16 protein-coding genes are annotated in these 15486 nt (G+C 75.2%); 12 read left to right on the top strand and 4 right to left on the bottom strand.

The window, feature by feature from the left end; all coding sequences use genetic code 11:
- Nucleotides 1–2 precede the first annotated feature (2 nt).
- Both ACTMS2_RS11550 and ACTMS2_RS11545 read left to right on the top strand, forming a co-directional pair.
- Nucleotides 3–941 carry a thiamine-phosphate kinase gene (locus ACTMS2_RS11550; RefSeq protein ID WP_441175382.1) on the top strand — a complete coding sequence of 313 codons (939 nt, stop codon included), beginning with the start codon at nucleotides 3–5 and terminating at the stop codon, nucleotides 939–941.
- A 29-nt stretch (nucleotides 942–970) separates the two neighbouring features.
- Nucleotides 971–1438 carry a GNAT family N-acetyltransferase gene (locus tag ACTMS2_RS11545; RefSeq protein WP_089001577.1) on the top strand — a complete coding sequence of 156 codons (468 nt, stop codon included), beginning with the start codon at nucleotides 971–973 and terminating at the stop codon, nucleotides 1436–1438.
- Between the two features lie 180 nt (nucleotides 1439–1618).
- Here the strand turns inward: ACTMS2_RS11545 and rpmB are convergent, their stop codons facing one another.
- Nucleotides 1619–1810: a 50S ribosomal protein L28 gene (gene rpmB / locus ACTMS2_RS11540; protein WP_011905179.1), complete on the bottom strand. Its 192-nt coding sequence runs from the start codon at nucleotides 1808–1810 to the stop codon at nucleotides 1619–1621.
- Between the two features lie 326 nt (nucleotides 1811–2136).
- Between rpmB and ACTMS2_RS11535 the strand changes: the two genes are divergently transcribed.
- Together ACTMS2_RS11535 and recG are read left to right on the top strand one after the other, a co-directional pair.
- Entirely contained in the window at nucleotides 2137–3753 is a 1617-nt protein-coding gene (locus ACTMS2_RS11535) for a DAK2 domain-containing protein (protein WP_441175381.1), read from the top strand.
- A complete protein-coding gene (gene recG / locus ACTMS2_RS11530; protein WP_441175380.1) occupies nucleotides 3750–5951 on the top strand; it encodes an ATP-dependent DNA helicase RecG in 2202 nt (733 codons plus the stop codon). The genes ACTMS2_RS11535 and recG overlap by 4 nt, the downstream gene beginning before the upstream one ends.
- Before the next feature lie 250 nt (nucleotides 5952–6201).
- Here the strand turns inward: recG and ACTMS2_RS11525 are convergent, their stop codons facing one another.
- Nucleotides 6202–7455, bottom strand: coding sequence for a hypothetical protein (locus ACTMS2_RS11525; protein WP_441175379.1), 1254 nt, complete (start codon nucleotides 7453–7455; stop codon nucleotides 6202–6204).
- A 313-nt stretch (nucleotides 7456–7768) separates the two neighbouring features.
- Here ACTMS2_RS11525 and rsmD point away from each other — a divergent pair, with 313 nt between their 5' ends.
- The 8 genes from rsmD to mutM all read left to right on the top strand — a co-directional run bounded on the left by rsmD (nucleotide 7769) and on the right by mutM (nucleotide 13115).
- Nucleotides 7769–8332 carry a 16S rRNA (guanine(966)-N(2))-methyltransferase RsmD gene (gene rsmD, locus ACTMS2_RS11520; RefSeq protein WP_441175378.1) on the top strand — a complete coding sequence of 188 codons (564 nt, stop codon included), beginning with the start codon at nucleotides 7769–7771 and terminating at the stop codon, nucleotides 8330–8332.
- On the top strand, nucleotides 8329–8817 hold the full coding sequence (gene coaD, locus ACTMS2_RS11515) for a pantetheine-phosphate adenylyltransferase (RefSeq protein ID WP_089001572.1): 489 nt from the start codon (nucleotides 8329–8331) through the stop codon (nucleotides 8815–8817). Before rsmD ends, coaD begins: the two co-directional genes overlap by 4 nt.
- Before the next feature lie 197 nt (nucleotides 8818–9014).
- Nucleotides 9015–9512 (top strand): hypothetical protein, encoded by a 498-nt coding sequence (locus tag ACTMS2_RS11510; protein WP_357876005.1) that lies wholly within the window; start codon nucleotides 9015–9017, stop codon nucleotides 9510–9512.
- Nucleotides 9513–9621: 109 nt separating this feature from the next.
- The gene (locus tag ACTMS2_RS11505; protein ID WP_089001570.1) at nucleotides 9622–10185 is read left to right on the top strand and encodes a YceD family protein; all 564 of its coding nucleotides are present in this window, start codon (nucleotides 9622–9624) and stop codon (nucleotides 10183–10185) included.
- Between the two features lie 5 nt (nucleotides 10186–10190).
- Complete coding sequence (rpmF, locus tag ACTMS2_RS11500; protein ID WP_018786309.1) at nucleotides 10191–10364, top strand: 50S ribosomal protein L32; 174 nt, start codon at nucleotides 10191–10193, stop codon at nucleotides 10362–10364.
- Between the two features lie 114 nt (nucleotides 10365–10478).
- Complete coding sequence (locus tag ACTMS2_RS11495) at nucleotides 10479–11474, top strand: phosphate acyltransferase PlsX (RefSeq protein WP_441175377.1); 996 nt, start codon at nucleotides 10479–10481, stop codon at nucleotides 11472–11474.
- The gene (gene rnc / locus ACTMS2_RS11490; RefSeq protein ID WP_441175376.1) at nucleotides 11471–12265 is read left to right on the top strand and encodes a ribonuclease III; all 795 of its coding nucleotides are present in this window, start codon (nucleotides 11471–11473) and stop codon (nucleotides 12263–12265) included. Before ACTMS2_RS11495 ends, rnc begins: the two co-directional genes overlap by 4 nt.
- Nucleotides 12258–13115 (top strand): bifunctional DNA-formamidopyrimidine glycosylase/DNA-(apurinic or apyrimidinic site) lyase, encoded by an 858-nt coding sequence (gene mutM / locus ACTMS2_RS11485; RefSeq protein ID WP_089001568.1) that lies wholly within the window; start codon nucleotides 12258–12260, stop codon nucleotides 13113–13115. The genes rnc and mutM overlap by 8 nt, the downstream gene beginning before the upstream one ends.
- Nucleotides 13116–13127: 12 nt before the next feature.
- Here mutM and ACTMS2_RS11480 read toward each other — a convergent pair whose 3' ends face one another.
- Entirely contained in the window at nucleotides 13128–13958 is an 831-nt protein-coding gene (locus ACTMS2_RS11480; protein WP_441175375.1) for an endo alpha-1,4 polygalactosaminidase, read from the bottom strand.
- A gap of 105 nt (nucleotides 13959–14063) precedes the next feature.
- Nucleotides 14064–15170 carry a CAP domain-containing protein gene (locus ACTMS2_RS11475; RefSeq protein WP_441175374.1) on the bottom strand — a complete coding sequence of 369 codons (1107 nt, stop codon included), beginning with the start codon at nucleotides 15168–15170 and terminating at the stop codon, nucleotides 14064–14066.
- Nucleotides 15171–15486 lie beyond the last annotated feature (316 nt).

Here is a 15486-nt window from a genome sequence, read left to right as displayed (position 1 = left end):
GTATGAGTGTCGCGGGGGTCGGCGAGTTCGGCCTGATCGACCGGGTGACCGCCCGGTTGTCGTACGGATCGACGGTTCTGCTCGGTCCCGGGGACGACGCTGCGGTGGTGGCCGCCCCGGACGCCCGGGTCGTGGCCTCGACCGACGTGCTGGTGGAGGGCCGGCACTTCCGGCGGGACTGGTCCGGCGCGCGTGACGTCGGCCACCGGGCGGCGGCGGCGAACCTGGCGGACATCGCCGCGATGGGGGCGCAGCCGACCGCGCTGCTGGTGGCGCTCTGCATGCCGCCGGAGTTGGAGACCGACTGGGCCGAGGAGCTCGCCGACGGGCTGGCCGCCGAGGCGGCGAAGGTCGGCGCGAGCGTGGTGGGCGGGGACATGTCGGCCAGCCCCACGCTGACCATCGCGGTCACGGCCCTCGGCGACCTGGGCGGCCGGCCGCCGGTGACGCGCTCCGGCGCGCGGCCCGGTGACGTGCTGGCCCTGGCCGGCCGCATCGGGTACGCGGCGGCCGGGCTGACCGTGCTCTCCCGGGGCTTCCGTACGCCCCGGTTGCTGGTGGAGGCCTGCCGGCGGCCCGAGGTGCCCTACGCGGCGGGGCCGCACGCCGCCCGGCTCGGCGCCACCTCCATGATCGACGTGTCGGACGGGCTGCTCGCCGACGTCGGGCACGTCGCGAAGGCGAGCGGGGTCGCGGTGGACGTGCGCCGGGACGCCTTCGAGGTGCCCCGGCAGATGCGCGACGCCGCCCAGGCGCTCGGCGTCGACCCGTACTCCTGGCTCCTCGCCGGGGGCGACGACCACGCGCTGGCCGCGACCTTCCCGTCGGCGGTGGCGCTGCCGCCGGACTGGCGGCCGATCGGGCGGGTCGCGGAGGGCTCGGGCGTGACGGTCGACGGGCGCCCGTACGACGGACCCGCTGGCTGGGACCACTTCCGGTAAGGGCCGACCAGCGTCGTAGCCTTTACTGCGTGAGTGAGATCGAGATTCGGGCCGAGCGCTTCGACTCGCCGGTGGCGCGGCGACTGATCCGGGCCGCCCTGGCCGACCTCGGTGCCCGGTACGGCGGCAGCGGCGACGAGACCCCGGTCGACCCGGGCGAGTTCGAGCCGCCCGCCGGGGCCTTCCTCGTCGCCCACCTCGGCGGCGAGCCGGTCGGCTGCGGCGGCTGGCGCAGCCACGGTGACGAGGGCGACACCGCCGAGCTGAAGCGGATGTACACCGCGCCGGCGGCCCGGGGCCGGGGCGTGGCCCGGGCGGTGCTGGCGGCGGTGGAGCGCTCCGCGCGGGAGCACGGGCGCAAGCGGATCGTCCTGGAGTGCGGCGACAAGCAGCCCGAGGCCATCGCCATGTACACGGCGGCCGGCTACGAGCGGATCCCGAACTTCGGCTTCTACCGCGACGCCCCGGGCTGCATCTCCTTCGCCCGGACGCTCTGACCCGCCCCCGGACGCGCTGGCCCCGTCGCGGGCCGCTCCGGCCGTCGCCGGGGCGCCGCGACCCGTCGCGCTGCACGCCCGCCGTGCGCTGCGGAGGCGTCGGCCGGCGGACGCGACAGAGCCGGCGGGCCGTGACGGCCCGCCGGCAATGACGAGTGATGAGGGGTGGGGCCTACCGCGTCAGGCGCGGGTGACCTTGCCCGCCTTGATGCAGGAGGTGCAGACCTTCAACTTCTTGGTGTTGCCGCCACCGGCCGGGGTACGCACCGACTGGATGTTCGGGTTCCAGCGGCGGTTGGTCCGCCGGTGCGAGTGGGACACGTTGTGGCCGAAGCCCGGTCCCTTGCCACAGACGTCGCACACGCTAGCCACGGGATACTCCTGGGATTGAAACGTTCATGAGGTCGCCGCCAGGCGCAGCCCGGGCAACCTGGCCAGGTTACCCGATGGCCCGGGTGCCGACCAACCGGCCCCGGACGGCGGCCCGAGCCGGCGCCCTCGCCGCGCTCCCGTGCGCCCGCCGGCCCGACGCGTCGCGCCCGGCAGGGGCGCGGCACAGGTCGGACCGTACCGGTCCCTGCGTCGTCGCCGCGCTGGGACGGGCCACGCGGACGGCGGGTGCGCGCGGACGGCCGGACACGCCGCGCGAGTGCCGGCGACCCCGGCGCGTGTCGGTGCGCGCCAGTAGGCTTCTCGCCGTGCTGGACACCCTCGACGCCGCCGCGGTCCGCCGCTGGTGCGCGGGCGGGCTGGTCGCGCTCAAGCGTCACCAGGGCGAGATCGACGACCTCAACGTCTACCCGGTGCCCGACGGTGACACCGGCACCAACATGGTGCTCACCCTCACCTCCGCCCAGCAGGCGCTCGCGATGGACCTCGGCACCCTCCCCGAGGACGGGCCGACCGCGCACGGGCACGCGCTGCGGCTGATGGCCCGGGGCGCGCTGCTGGGCGCGCGGGGCAACTCGGGGGTGATCCTGTCGCAGATCCTGCGCGGCTTCGCCGACGCCGTGGCCGCCGTGCCGGCCGTGCGGGGGCGCGAGCTGGCCGCCGCCCTGCGCGACGGCACGGCCGCCGCCTACGCCGCGGTCGCCCGCCCCGTCGAGGGCACGCTGCTCAGCGTCGTCGCCGCCGCGGCGCACGCCGCCGGGCGCGTCGACAGCGACGACCTGTGCGCGGTGGCCCGGGCGGCGGCGGGCGGGGCGGCGCACGCCCTGGCGCGCACCCCCGAGCAGTTGCCGGCGCTGGCCCGGGCCGGCGTGGTGGACGCCGGCGGCCGGGGCCTGTGCCTGCTGCTCGACGCCCTGGTCGAGGTCGTGACCGGCGAGAGCCCCGAGCGGCCCGCGCCCGCGCCGCGCCCGGTCCGTCCGCCGGCCACCGCCGTCCGCGAGACCGGTTCCGAGGAGTACGCGTACGAGGTGCAGTACCTGCTCGACGCCGGGCCGCAGGAGGTGGCCCGGCTGCGCGCCGAACTGGCCGCGCTGGGCGACTCGCTGGTGGTCGTCGGCGACGGCAGCGCCGGCACGGGCACCTGGAACGTGCACGTGCACGTCAACGACGTGGGCGCGGCGATCGAGGCGGGCGTGGTGGCCGGCCGGCCGCACCGGATCTCGGTGACCCGCTTCGCCGACCAGCTCGCACCGGTGCCGCCTGCCGTGGCCGCGGACGGGCGGGCCGCCGTGGTGGTGGCCACCGGCGCGGGCATCGCCGGGCTCTTCGCCGGCGAGGGCGCGACGGTGGTGCCCGGCAACCCGTCGATCGGCGAGCTGGTGGACGCGATCCGCGTCACCGGGGCGGCCCGCGTGGTGGTGCTGCCCAACGACCCCGACACGCAGGCGGTGGCGAGCGCCGCCGCCCGGGAGGCGCACGGGCTCGGCATCAAGGTCAGCGTGGTGCCGACCCGCTCGCCCGTGCAGGCGTTGGCCGCCCTCGCGGTGCGCGACCTGGGGCGACGCTTCGAGGACGACGTGATCGCGATGGCCGAGGCGGCCGGGGCCTGCCGTTACGCCGAGGTCTGCTACGCCCGCCGCGAGGCGCTGACCGTGGCCGGCCCGTGCCGCCCGGGCGACGTGCTGGCGCTGGTCGAGGGGGAGGTGCACCTGATCGGCGCCGACCTGGCCGACACCTGCGCCGCCGTGGTCGACCGGATGCTCGGCGGCGGCGGCGAGCTGGTGACGCTGCTCTCCGGGGCCGACGCCCCCGCCGGGCTGGCCGACGCGGTCCGCGAGCACGTCGGTCGGCGCTGGCCGTTCGTCGAGGTGCAGGCCTACCCGGGCGGGCAACCGCACTATCCGCTCCTGGTGGGGGTCGAATGACGTCCGAGCCGTCCACGATGGACACGCCGCTGAAGAAGCTGGTCGGCGAGAAGACCGCGAAGGCCCTCGCCGGGCACCTCGACCTGCACACCGCCGGCGACCTGATCTACCACTTCCCGCGCCGCTACGACGAGCGCGGCGAGCACACCGACATCCGCTCGCTCGACGTCGGCGAGCAGGTCACCGTGCTGGCCCAGGTGCAGCGCACCGCCGTACGCCCGATGCGCCAGCGCCGGGGCAACCTGCTGGAGGTCACGGTCGGCGACGGCTCGGGCGGCACCCTGACGTTGACCTTCTTCGGCAACCAGGCCTGGCGCGAGCGTGAGCTGCGTCCCGGCCGGTGGGGGCTCTTCGCCGGCAAGGTCACCGAGTTCCGGGGCCGGCGGCAGCTCAACGGTCCGGAATACGTCCTGCTCGGCGAGGGCGGCGACGGCGAGGCGGCGGCCAACGAGGAGATCGAGGAGTTCGCGGGCGCGCTGATCCCGGTCTACCCGGCCGCCGCGGCGGTGCCCACCTGGGTGATCGCCCGCTGCGTCCGGGTGGTGCTGGACACGTTCACCGCGCCGGACGACCCGCTGCCCGCGACCCTGCGGGCGAGCCGCAACCTGGGCGGCATCGGCACGGCGCTGCGCGAGATCCACCGGCCGACCAGCAAGGAGGCGCTCTACCGGGCCCGGCACCGGCTCAAGTGGGACGAGGCGTTCGCCGTGCAGCTCACCCTGGTGCAGCGCAAGCACCGCGCCGCCGCCTCGCCGGCCCGGCCCCGCCCGGCGCGGCCCGGCGGCCTGCTCGACGCCTTCGACGCCCGGCTGCCCTACGAGCTGACGCCCGGCCAGCGCGACGTGGGGGTGGAGATCGCGGCGGACCTGGCCACGGCCCACCCGATGCACCGGCTGCTCCAGGGCGAGGTCGGTTCCGGCAAGACGGTGGTCGCGTTGCGCGCGATGCTCCAGGTGGTCGACGCGGGCGGGCAGGCCGCGCTGCTGGCCCCGACCGAGGTGCTCGCCGCGCAGCACCACCGGGGCATCCTCGACCTGCTCGGGCCGCTCGGGTGGGCCGGCGAGCTGGGCGCGGCCGACGACGCCACCCGGGTCGAGCTGGTCACCGGCTCGCTGGGCGCGGTGGCCCGCCGGCGGGCGCTGGCCGAGGTCGCCAGCGGCGCCGCCGGCATCGTGCTCGGCACCCACGCCCTGCTCTACGAGGGCGTCGACTTCGCCGACCTCGGTCTGGTGGTGGTCGACGAGCAGCACCGCTTCGGCGTGGAGCAGCGCGACGCGCTGCGCGCCAAGGCCGAGCAGCCGCCGCACGTGCTGGTGATGACGGCCACCCCGATCCCGCGCACGGTGGCGATGACCGTCTACGGCGACCTGGAGACCTCCACGCTGTCCCAGCTGCCGCAGGGCCGCTCGCCGATCGCCTCGCACGTGGTCCCGGCCGCCGAGAAGCCGGCCTTCCTGGACCGGGCCTGGCGCCGGGTGCGCGAGGAGGTGGCCGCCGGCCACCAGGCGTACGTCGTCTGCCCCCGCATCGGCGAGGGGCCGGCGAGCGAGGAGGAGCCGCCGTCGGAGGACGACAACGGGCGCCGGCCGCCGATGGCGGTCACCGAGGTGGCGCCGCTGCTCGCCGAGGGGCCGCTGCACGGCCTGCGCATCGGCGTGCTGCACGGGCGGCTGCCGACCGACGAGAAGGACGCGGTGATGCGCTCCTTCGCCGACGGCGACCTCGACGTGCTGGTCGCCACGACCGTGGTCGAGGTCGGCGTCAACGTGCCGAACGCGACCGTGATGATCGTGCTCGACGCCGACCGGTTCGGCGTCTCCCAGCTGCACCAGCTGCGCGGCCGGGTCGGTCGGGGGTCCGCCCCGGGGCTCTGCCTGCTGGTCAGCGAGGCGCTGGAGGGCACGCCCGCGCGGGAGCGGCTCGACGCGGTGGCCTCCACCACCGACGGGTTCAAGCTGGCCGAGCTGGATCTGGAGCAGCGCCGGGAGGGCGACGTGCTGGGTGCCACCCAGTCGGGGCGCCGCTCGCACCTGCGGCTGCTCTCGTTGCTGCGCGACGCCGACCTGATCCGCGACGCCCGCGCCGAGGCGATCACCCTGGTCGAGGAGGACCCGGAGCTGGCCCGGCACCCGGCGCTGGCCGCGTCGGTGGCCGCCCTGGTCGACGAGGAGCGCGCGGAGTACCTGGAGAAGGGCTGACGCGGGCCACCGCCCGCCGCTTCGACCACGACGTGCTGCTGGTCACCTCCGACGAGGGCCCCGGCCCGGGTGGAGTTCGCCGCGGTCGCCGTGCGGCGTGTCCCGCAGCGGCGGTCCGTCGCCGAGCCGGGTCGGCGCCCCGAGCGCCTGACCGCCGGGTCGGCCGGCGGCGACGGGCCCCGGCCCCCGAACGGGGAGGGCGCGCCGACCGAACGGTCGACGCGCCCTCGAAGGGTCAGCCCGGTTCGGCTCAGGCGGTGAAGCGCACCCGACGCCGGCGGGCGACGACGAACAGCACCGCGCCCAGGGCGAGCAGGGCCGCCGCGCCGGCGGCGATGCCGCCGGCCGCCGCGCCGGTGACCGGGAGGCCGCCGCCCTCGCCGCCGTCGTCGCAGCCGCCCTCGGGGGCGGTCCACGCGATCGGCTTCGCCGACTCCAGGTCACCGGTGACGACGACGCTGAGCCCCTCGGCGGCCGGGAACGTCACAGTCTTCGTGCTGCCCGGCTCGAAGGTCACCGTCTTCGGCTGGCCGGTGCTCGGCGTGAACGTCGAGGTGAGGCTGACGCCGTCCTTCGGGTTGGCCACCGTGAGGATCAGCTCGTCGCAGGTGGTGTCGTAGGAGGTCTCCGGCTCCCCGACCTCGGGCTGCTGGCAGTCCTCGGGCTGCTTCCAGCCGCCCTTCCAGGTCTCCATGCCCTCGGCCGCGACGGTGATCTCCTTGGCCTGCGGGGCGGTCAGTTCGAGGGTCTCGAACTTGCCCGCCGCCACGGTGACCTTCTCGGCGAGTTCGCCGCTGCCGGTGATCGCGAAGACCGCCGCCACGTTGCCCCGGTTGACCAGGGTGAGCCGGGCGGTGCCGTCGCAGTCGTAGGTGGCCTCGACGGCGGGCTCGGCCACGCAGGTGCCCTTGCCGCCGTTGTACCAGGCGGCCGGGCCCTCGGAGCGGGCGCCGATGCCGGCGGGGCTGCCGACCTTGCGGTTGTCGTAGCGCTTGCCGCCCTCGACCAGCGGGTCGATGACCTCGCTGCCGAAGACGAAGTCGACCTGCGTGAAGCAGGTCGGTACGGCGACCTTGAACTCCAGCTTGGCGACGGTGCCGATCCCGCCGTCCGGCACCGGGGCGAACGCCTTGACGGACTTGTCGAACAGGTACTGCGGCACGGCGAACTTCGCCGAGGGCGCCACGTAGGACACCAGGGCGAAGTCCTGCTTCTCGCCCTCGCAGAGCGGGCCGTTGGTCAGCGTGATCGACGCCTCGCCCCGGGCCCCGTCGAACGTGTGCGTGTAGCGCGCGTCGGCCGCGCTGACGCAGGTCGGCTCCTGGGGGGTGGCGGACCGGGTCGGCAGGGGGGTGGGGGCGGAGGTGGTCGCGCTCGCCGAGGCCGAGGGCGACGGGTTGGTGGCGATCGCCGGCGACGAGACCGCGAACGCCGTGACGAGACCGGCCAGGGCGGCGGCTGCCACGGTGAGCGGTCGCCGCGGCGACAGCGGGGGACGGATCACGCGTACTCCCGGGGTGTGAGGAAGCGTCGGAGGACCGGCACGCAAGGGGCGATCGGGCGGCTCCACCGAGCGCGCGCGGCGATGCGGGCGCCCCCTCGTGCCGTCGGGCCGGCGGGCGACCCGCCGGCACCGGCAGACCCTAGCGAGATCACCGCGCGCGGCACAGCGCACAGCAAAGACCGAGGATGTTGTTATGAATGCGAGATCATCGATATACGGAGGGTGGTCGTCCGGGTCGGTCGGAGGCACGTACCGTGTCCGCGCCGGTCGCCCGCGCGTCGCGTAGCGTCGTGCTCATGAGCAGGAGGAGACGGTGACCCGGATCGTGGCCGGGACCCTCGGCGGGCGCCGGATCGCCGCGCCGCCCGGCGCGGGCACGCGGCCCACGTCGGACCGGGTGCGCGAGGCGCTGTTCAGCGCCGTGCAGGCCGAGGTCGACCTGGCCGGCGCCCGCTTCGCCGACCTGTACGCCGGCTCCGGCGCGGTCGGTCTGGAGGCCCTCTCCCGGGGGGCCGCGCACGTGCTGCTGGTGGAGTCCGACCCCCGGGCGGCCCGGGTGGTCCGGGAGAACGTGGCGACGTTGCTCGCCGCCCCGGCCGCCCGGCTGGTCACCGGCAGGGTGGCCACGGTGCTGGCGGCCGGCCCGGACGGCGACCCGTACGACGTGGTCTTCGCCGACCCGCCCTACGCGGTGCCGGACGCGGAGATCACGGCGATGCTCGTCGCGCTGGTCGACGGCGGCTGGCTGGCCCCGGACGCCCTGGTGGTGGTGGAACGGTCGAGCCGTACGGGCCCGGTCGGGTGGGTGCAGGGCATCACCGGCGAGCGCAGCCGGCGCTACGGTGAGACGACCCTTTGGTACGGTCGCCGATCATGAGACGTGCGGTGTGTCCCGGCTCGTTCGATCCGGTCACCAACGGGCACCTCGACATCGTCGGCCGGGCGAGCCGGCTGTTCGACGAGGTGATCGTGGGCGTGCTGGTCAACCAGTCGAAGAGCGGCCTGTTCACCGTCGAGGAGCGGATCGACATGCTCCGCGAGGTGACCGCCTCCTACGACAACGTCCGGGTCGAGTCGTTCCGTGGCCTGCTGGTCGACTTCTGTCGGGCGCAGCAGGCGAGCGTACTGATCAAGGGCCTGCGGGCGGTCAGCGACTTCGACTACGAGTTGCAGATGGCGCAGATGAACATCGGCCTGGCCGGCGTCGAGACCCTGTTCATGCCGACCAATCCGCTCTACTCGTTCCTCTCCTCCAGCCTGGTCAAGGACGTGGCGAAGTGGGGCGGCGACATCTCCGCCCACGTGCCCGACCGGGTCCGCGAGGAGCTGAGCGCCCGGCTCGTCCGGCCGCCGCGCGACTGATCGCCCGGGGCCGACCGCCCCGCCACCACCCCGCCGGCGCCGTGCCCGGCGGGGATGGCGCCGTGGCGCACCGCGACGCGCCGGGCCGGGGTGAGCGGCGCGCTGTGGTCGGGGCGCGACATGATGTGTGGAGCGGGAAACCGGCCGTAGCCCGCATCATGTAGATCGGCCCGACGAACGACAGGAGTGAGGTACCGGTGGACCCGCTCGATCGCATCGACGAACTGATCGCCATGGTGGAGCAGGCCCGCTCCGTCCCGATGTCGCGCAACAACTGCATGGTCGACCGGGGCGAGTTCATCGCGGTCCTCGACGAGCTGCGCGCCGAACTCCCCGCCGACCTGCGCCGGGCCGCCGCGCTGCTGGAGGAGCGGGACAAGATCATGGAGGCCGGCAAGCGTGAGGCCGACCGGATCATCAGCGAGGGTGAGGCGGAACACGCCCGGCTGGTCTCGGTGAACGAGATCACTGTCTCCGCCGAGCACGAGGGTGCGCGGATCATCGCCGAGGCCCGCGCCGAGGCGCAGCGCCTGCGGGAGGAGGTCGACGACTACGTCGACACCGCGCTGGCCAACTTCGAGCAGTTCCTCACCCGGGCGCTGGCCTCGATCGAGCGCGGTCGGGACAAGATGCACGCGCTGCGGGAGATCGGCACCTTCGGTGGGGAGGAGGCGGAACGCCCGCTACCCTTCTGAGCGGCACCTCACCAGCCGGCAGACGGGGCGGGCGTCGCCCCCGGTTCGACGGTCCGGCGGTCGCCCAGGTAACCTCTTTTGTCGGCCTCTCACCGGCCGGAGTCTGACTATGCCCAAACACACGCCTTCGACACTCGACCCCAGGTCGCCGCTGGTCCTCGACACGAGGGAGCTGCCGCGCCGGCCTGGAGCCTTGCGTACGGTCAAGCGGGTGGTGCCGGCACCGGCGGACCTCGGCGGCGAGATGATCGCCGTGCCGCAGGGCGCGGACCTCGACCTCGACCTGAGGTTGGAGTCGGTGTCCGAGGGCGTGCTCGTCTCCGGGACCGTCAGCGGTCGCGTCCGGGGCGAGTGCGGTCGCTGCCTACGCGAGATCGACGACTCGCTGGCCGTGCGGGTCCAGGAGCTGTACGCGTACGAGAACAGCACCACGGACTCCACGACCGACGAGGACGAGGTGGGCCGGATGCAGGGCGATCTGATCGACCTGGAGCCGGCGCTGCGGGACGCGGTGGTGCTCACGCTGCCGACCAACCCGCTCTGCCGGGAGGACTGCCCAGGACTGTGCCCCGAATGCGGGGTGCACTGGGACGATCTGCCGGCCGACCACAGTCACGAGCAGATCGACCCGCGTTGGGCGGGCCTGTCGCAACTGAACCGTAAAGAGGAGTAGGAACCGTGGCCGTCCCCAAGCGCAAGATGTCGCGCAGCAACACCCGCGCCCGCCGGGCGAACTGGAAGGCGACCGTGGTCGCGACCGTGGCCTGCCCCCAGTGCAAGTCGGCGAAGCTGCCGCACGCCGCCTGCTCCGTCTGCGGCACCTACAACGGCCGCCAGGTCCTCGAGGTCTGACCTGGACGCCGAGTGACGCCCCCGACCCCTGGTCGGGCGGCACGCGCACCCTGGCACTCGCCCGGTGTCCCGGCTCCCTCCGACGCCGGCCGGTCCGTTCCGGCCGGCGTTCCGATGGAGTCGGGCACCGCGCGGATCGCCGTTGACCTCCTCGGCGGGGACGACGCTCCCGCCGTCGTGGTTGACGGCGCTCTGCGGGCCGTGCGCGCCGACCCGGACCTGCACCTGCTGCTCGTCGGCCCGGCCGAGACCGCCGGCGAGGTGATCCGTGCCCTCGACCCGGCGCAGCGCGCCCGGGTCACGGTACGGCCGGTCCGCACCGTCGTCGGCATGGCCGACCATCCCGTGGCCGCCCGCGCCGACAGCACGGTCCGCGCCGCGGTGCACGCCGTCCGCGACGGCGTCGCCGACGCGCTCGTCTCCGCCGGTTCCACCGGCGCCACCGTCACCGCCGTGGCGCTCGGCCTCGGCCGCTGGCCGGACGTGCGTCGTCCGGCGCTGATCGCGACCCTGCCGGCCGTGGCCGGCCCGGTGGTCCTGCTGGACGTGGGCGGTTCGCTGGAGCCGCGCCCGGCCACCCTGGCCCGCCACGCCGCGCTCGGCACCGCCTACGCGGCGGTCGCGCACGCCGTCGCCGCGCCCCGGGTGGGGCTGCTGTCGGTGGGCACCGAGGCGGGCAAGGGCGACCGCGCCCGCCGCCTCGCCGATCCCGTCCTCGCCGCCACGTCGTTGCCCTGCGACGGGCGCTACGTCGGCCTCGTCGAGGGGTACGACGTCTCCCTCGGCGCGCGCGCCGATGTGGTGGTCACCGACGGGTTCACCGGTAACGTGCTGCTCAAGGCGATCGAGGGCGCGTACGCGATGGCCGGCGGGCCCCCGACGGGCGGCGGCGCCCCCCGCGCGGCGGCCCTGCTCGGGGTCGCCGGGACGGTGGTCGTCTGTCACGGCGCCGCCCGGGCCGAGGACGTCGCCGCCGGCATCGGGCTGGCCGCGCATCTCTGGCGGCGTCGCGCCACCGACCAGGTACGCGCGCTGCTCGACGGCGCCGAGGCGGGCGACCGCGAGGAACGCACCGACCGCACCACCGACACCGAGGTACCCACATCATGAGCAACGACAAGCGGCGGCGGGCGTCCGTCGGTCACCTGGAAGCCGCGTTCGGCGTCAGCCTGGATCCGGAGCTGCTCCAGCGCGCCCTGACCCACCGCTCGTACGCGTACGAGAACGGCGGCCTGCCCACCAACGAGCGGCTGGAGTTCCTGGGCGACTCGGTGCTCGGCGTGGTGATCACCACCGCGCTGTTCCACAACCACCCCGACCTGCCCGAGGGGCAGCTGGCCAAGCTGCGGGCCAGCGTGGTCAACATGCGCGCCCTCGCCGACGTGGCCCGGGGCCTCGGCCCGGACGGGCTCGGCGCCTACCTGCTGCTCGGCAAGGGGGAGGAGACCACCGGCGGCCGGGACAAGGCGAGCATCCTCGCCGACACCCTGGAGGCGCTGCTCGGCGCGATCTACCTCCAGTACGGGCTGGACACCGCGGCCATCGTGATCCACCGGCTGTTCGATCCGCTGATGGCTGAGTCGGCCGGCCGGGGCGCGGCCCTGGACTGGAAGACCAGCCTCCAGGAGCTGACGGCCGCGCTCGGGCTCGGCGTGCCCGAGTACCGCATCGAGGGCACCGGCCCGGACCACCTCAAGACGTTCACCGCCTGGGTGGTGGTCGCCGGCAACCGCTACGGCGGGGCCGACGGGCGCAGCAAGAAGGAGGCCGAGCAGCGGGCCGCCGAGGCGGCCTGGCGGACGCTGAACGAGCAGGCGGAGCGGGAGCCGGCGGGGGCGGTCGACCCGGTGGCCGGGGACGGGACGACGCAGGCTGCCGAGGCGGGCCTGGGTCGTGCCTGAGCTGCCGGAGGTCGAGACGGTCCGGCAGGGGCTGGCCCGCTGGGTCACCGGCCGGCGGATCTCCTCCGTCGAGGTGCGCCACCCCCGCGCGGTACGCCGGCACACCCCCGGCGGCGGGCACTTCGCCGACGTGCTGGCCGGCCGGACGGTGCTGGACGTGCGCCGCCGCGGCAAGTACCTGTGGCTGCCGCTGGACAGCGGCGACGCCGTGATCGGGCACCTGGGCATGTCCGGCCAGCTGCTGGTGCAGCCGGCCGAGGCGCCCGACGAGACGCACCTGAGGGTCCGGTTCCGGTTCACCGACGACGGTCCCGAGCTGCGCTTCGTCGACCAGCGCACCTTCGGTGGCCTGTCGGTCTCGGCCGGGGGCGCGGAGCTGCCGGCGGAGATCGCACACATCGCCCGGGACCCGATGGACCCGCAGTTCTCCGACGCGGCGTTCGCCGCCGCGCTGCGCCGGCGGCGTACGGAGGTCAAGCGGGCGCTGCTGGACCAGACGCTGATCTCCGGCGTCGGCAACATCTACGCCGACGAGGCGCTGTGGCGGGCGAGGCTGCACGGCGCCCGCCCCACCGACGCGCTGACCGGCCCGGCCGCGCTGCGGCTGCTGGGCCACGTCCGGGACGTCCTCGCCGAGGCGATCAAGTCCGGCGGCACGAGCTTCGACGCCCTCTACGTCAACGTCAACGGGGAGAGCGGCTACTTCGACCGGGCGCTGAACGTCTACGGGCGGGAGGGGCTGCCGTGCCCCCGCTGCGGCGCGCCCGTGCGGCGCGAGGCGTTCATGAACCGCTCGTCGTACAGCTGCCCGCGCTGTCAGCCCCGCCCCCGGGCGGCGCTTCGGGGTTGACCCCGCCGCCGCTCAGGGCGCCGGGCAGGGGATCCGCCACGCGTCGAGCTCGCGTTCCTTGCGGATCGAGGAGAGACCGTAGCCGACCGTGGTGACGCAGAACTCCGTCGTCGAGCCGGCGTACTCCACGTGGAACACCGGTTTGCCCGCCTCGACGAACGGCAGCAGCCGGGCGCACTGGTCGCGCCGTACGCACTCCTCGTTGACGGCGAAGTCGAAGTCCGGGGCCAGCGCGGCCACCTGCCCCAGGTCGTTGATCAGGCCGGGGGAGAGGCTCAGCGAGCGGGCCAGCCCGGCCAACCGGCGGTTGAACAGCAGTTGGTCGTCGAAGCCGAGCGGGAAGCCGGACCGGTTCGCGTACCCGTCGGCGTCGGCCAGCGCGACGGCCCCGAAGCCCTTGCCCCGGCAGAGCCGGAACCGGTCGGCCAGCACCGGGCGTAGCGCGTCCCACTGCCGTACGTCGAGCCAGCGGCTCTGCGGCCGGCGGGACGCGGCACCCCGTACGGTGGCCGGGAAGCGGTCCGCGTCCGGGTCGCTCGGCAGGACCGAGCCGACGTGCACCTGGCAGACCAGCCGGCGGTCGCGGGAGCGCAGCTCGGCGGTCTGCGCGGCGGTGGTGGCGACGGGGTCGAGCAGGAAGACGTCGGCGTCGACGGTCGGGTCCAGCACGCCGCTGAGCTGCCACTGCCACTGCCACCGGCCCGCCGACGGGGCCGGCCAGGTGGTCGGGGCCCCCGGCGCGGTGAGGCCCACCCGGCAGGCGGCGACCACGCTCAGCAGCGCGAGCGCGACACAGGCCGGCAGGGCCCGCCCCACGGCGCGCGTACGCGGCCGGATCCGCATCGGCAGCTCCCGGGTCGCGGGCGGCGGCACACCGCCCGGAGCGGGTACGCCGTGTCGGCGTACCTCACCCGGTCAAACGAGCGCGGACCCGGCCACGACTCGCGTTCAGCGTGGCGCGGCGAAGACCTGCGTCCAGTACGGCCCGTTGCTGTTGGCGACGCCGACGCCGATCTCGGTGAAGGCGCAGTTCAGGATGTTGGCCCGGTGCCCGGGGCTGTTCATCCAGGCGTCCATGACGGCGGCGGGCGTCTTCTGGTTCCAGGCGACGTTCTCGCCGTAGGTGCGCCAGGAGTAGCCGACCCGGTCCAGCCGGGTCCCGACGTTGCTGCCGTCGCTGCCCGTGTGCGACATGTTCCGGTGGTCGGCCTGGTCCTGGCTGTGCCGCTGGGCCGCGGTCATCAGCTTGTCGTCGACGCCCACCGCGCCGCAGCCGGCCTTGGCGCGCTCGGCGTTGACCAGGGCGACCACCTGGCTGGCCTGGCTGCCGGTCGCGGCGCTGCCGGCCGGGGTCCTCGTACCGCCGCCGGCCGGCGCCGTGCTCCGCTCGGCGGTGCGCCGCGAGGGCGCGGTGGTACGCGACGGCGCCGGCGTCGGCCTCGCGGTCTTCGAGGCCGACGGGGTGGGCCTGGCGGTGGTCGGCGCGGTGCTCGGGGTGGGCGGGACCAGCGCGTCGCCGGGGGTCGGCTCCGTGTCGGGCAGCACCGGGGCGGCGGCGATCGGTTCGTCGACGGCGGCCGGATCGGTCGCCGGGCCGTCGCCGGTCAGCGCGACCGCGCCCACACCGAGGCTCACCACCAGCGTGGCGGCCGCGGCGGCGCCACCGATCAGCAGCGGGCGGGGGATCCGCCGGCGCGGGCGGTGGCGGCCCTCGGCGACGGCCGGCGTCGCCTCGGCCGGGGCGGCCCGCAGCGCGGCGAGGTCGACGGGAGCGGTCGGGGCGTCGGCGGGCGCGGCCTGCCAGCGCGCGGTGGGGGCGTCGTCGTACGCGGGCTGCCGGTGCGCGGGCCGGGCGTCGACGGGTTCGGCCTGCCAGCGCGCGGTCGGCTGGTCGCGGTGCCACTCGTCGGCGGGCTGCTGCGGGTCGTCCCCGAACAGGTAGGCCGACCTCGGCTCCGGACGGTCGGTGAGCCAGGCCGGCGGCTCCTCGCCCAGCGGCTGCTCGTGGCGCCGGGGGGCGCCGGCCGGGTCGTTCGGATCGGTCCAGCCGTACACGCCTGTGCCTCCAAGGGGTCGCTTGCGGGCCGGGGTGACGCTACGTGGCGGGCGCGAACAGCGGCAATGTGGCTAAGGAAGAGTTAAGGGGAAGCCGGACGCCAGGGTGGGGACTTCCCGGGATCCGAGGCGTAGAGTCAGGGTGTCCGGACAGAGTGTGTCCGCGCCTTGTGGCAGCCCCCGGCAAGTGGTCAGGTCGACGTGGGAATGATCTACGGCCTGCGAGAACTTGACGAAAGAGGGGGTGTCGGCTCAATATGTAGGTGTCGCCAGTCGCGCCCGGTCATGCCCAGAATCGTCTGGGATGACAGCCGCG

Source organism: Micromonospora sp. SD12 (assembly GCF_052068495.1).
Taxonomy (GTDB): domain Bacteria; phylum Actinomycetota; class Actinomycetes; order Mycobacteriales; family Micromonosporaceae; genus Micromonospora; species Micromonospora echinofusca.
This window is presented reverse-complemented; position numbering and strand designations above follow the sequence as displayed.

Bases quoted from the DNA above. Each gene is read 5' to 3' on its own strand.
- ACTMS2_RS11550 (WP_441175382.1), top strand. From the start codon at position 3: ATGAGTGTCGCGGGGGTCGGCGAGTTCGGCCTGATCGACCGGGTGACC.
- recG (WP_441175380.1), top strand. From the start codon at position 3,750: ATGACGTCCGAGCCGTCCACGATGGACACGCCGCTGAAGAAGCTGGTC.
- coaD (WP_089001572.1), top strand. From the start codon at position 8,329: ATGAGACGTGCGGTGTGTCCCGGCTCGTTCGATCCGGTCACCAACGGG.
- ACTMS2_RS11505 (WP_089001570.1), top strand. From the start codon at position 9,622: ATGCCCAAACACACGCCTTCGACACTCGACCCCAGGTCGCCGCTGGTC.
- ACTMS2_RS11495 (WP_441175377.1), top strand. From the start codon at position 10,479: ATGGAGTCGGGCACCGCGCGGATCGCCGTTGACCTCCTCGGCGGGGAC.
- rnc (WP_441175376.1), top strand. From the start codon at position 11,471: ATGAGCAACGACAAGCGGCGGCGGGCGTCCGTCGGTCACCTGGAAGCC.
- ACTMS2_RS11480 (WP_441175375.1), bottom strand. From the start codon at position 13,958: ATGCGGATCCGGCCGCGTACGCGCGCCGTGGGGCGGGCCCTGCCGGCC.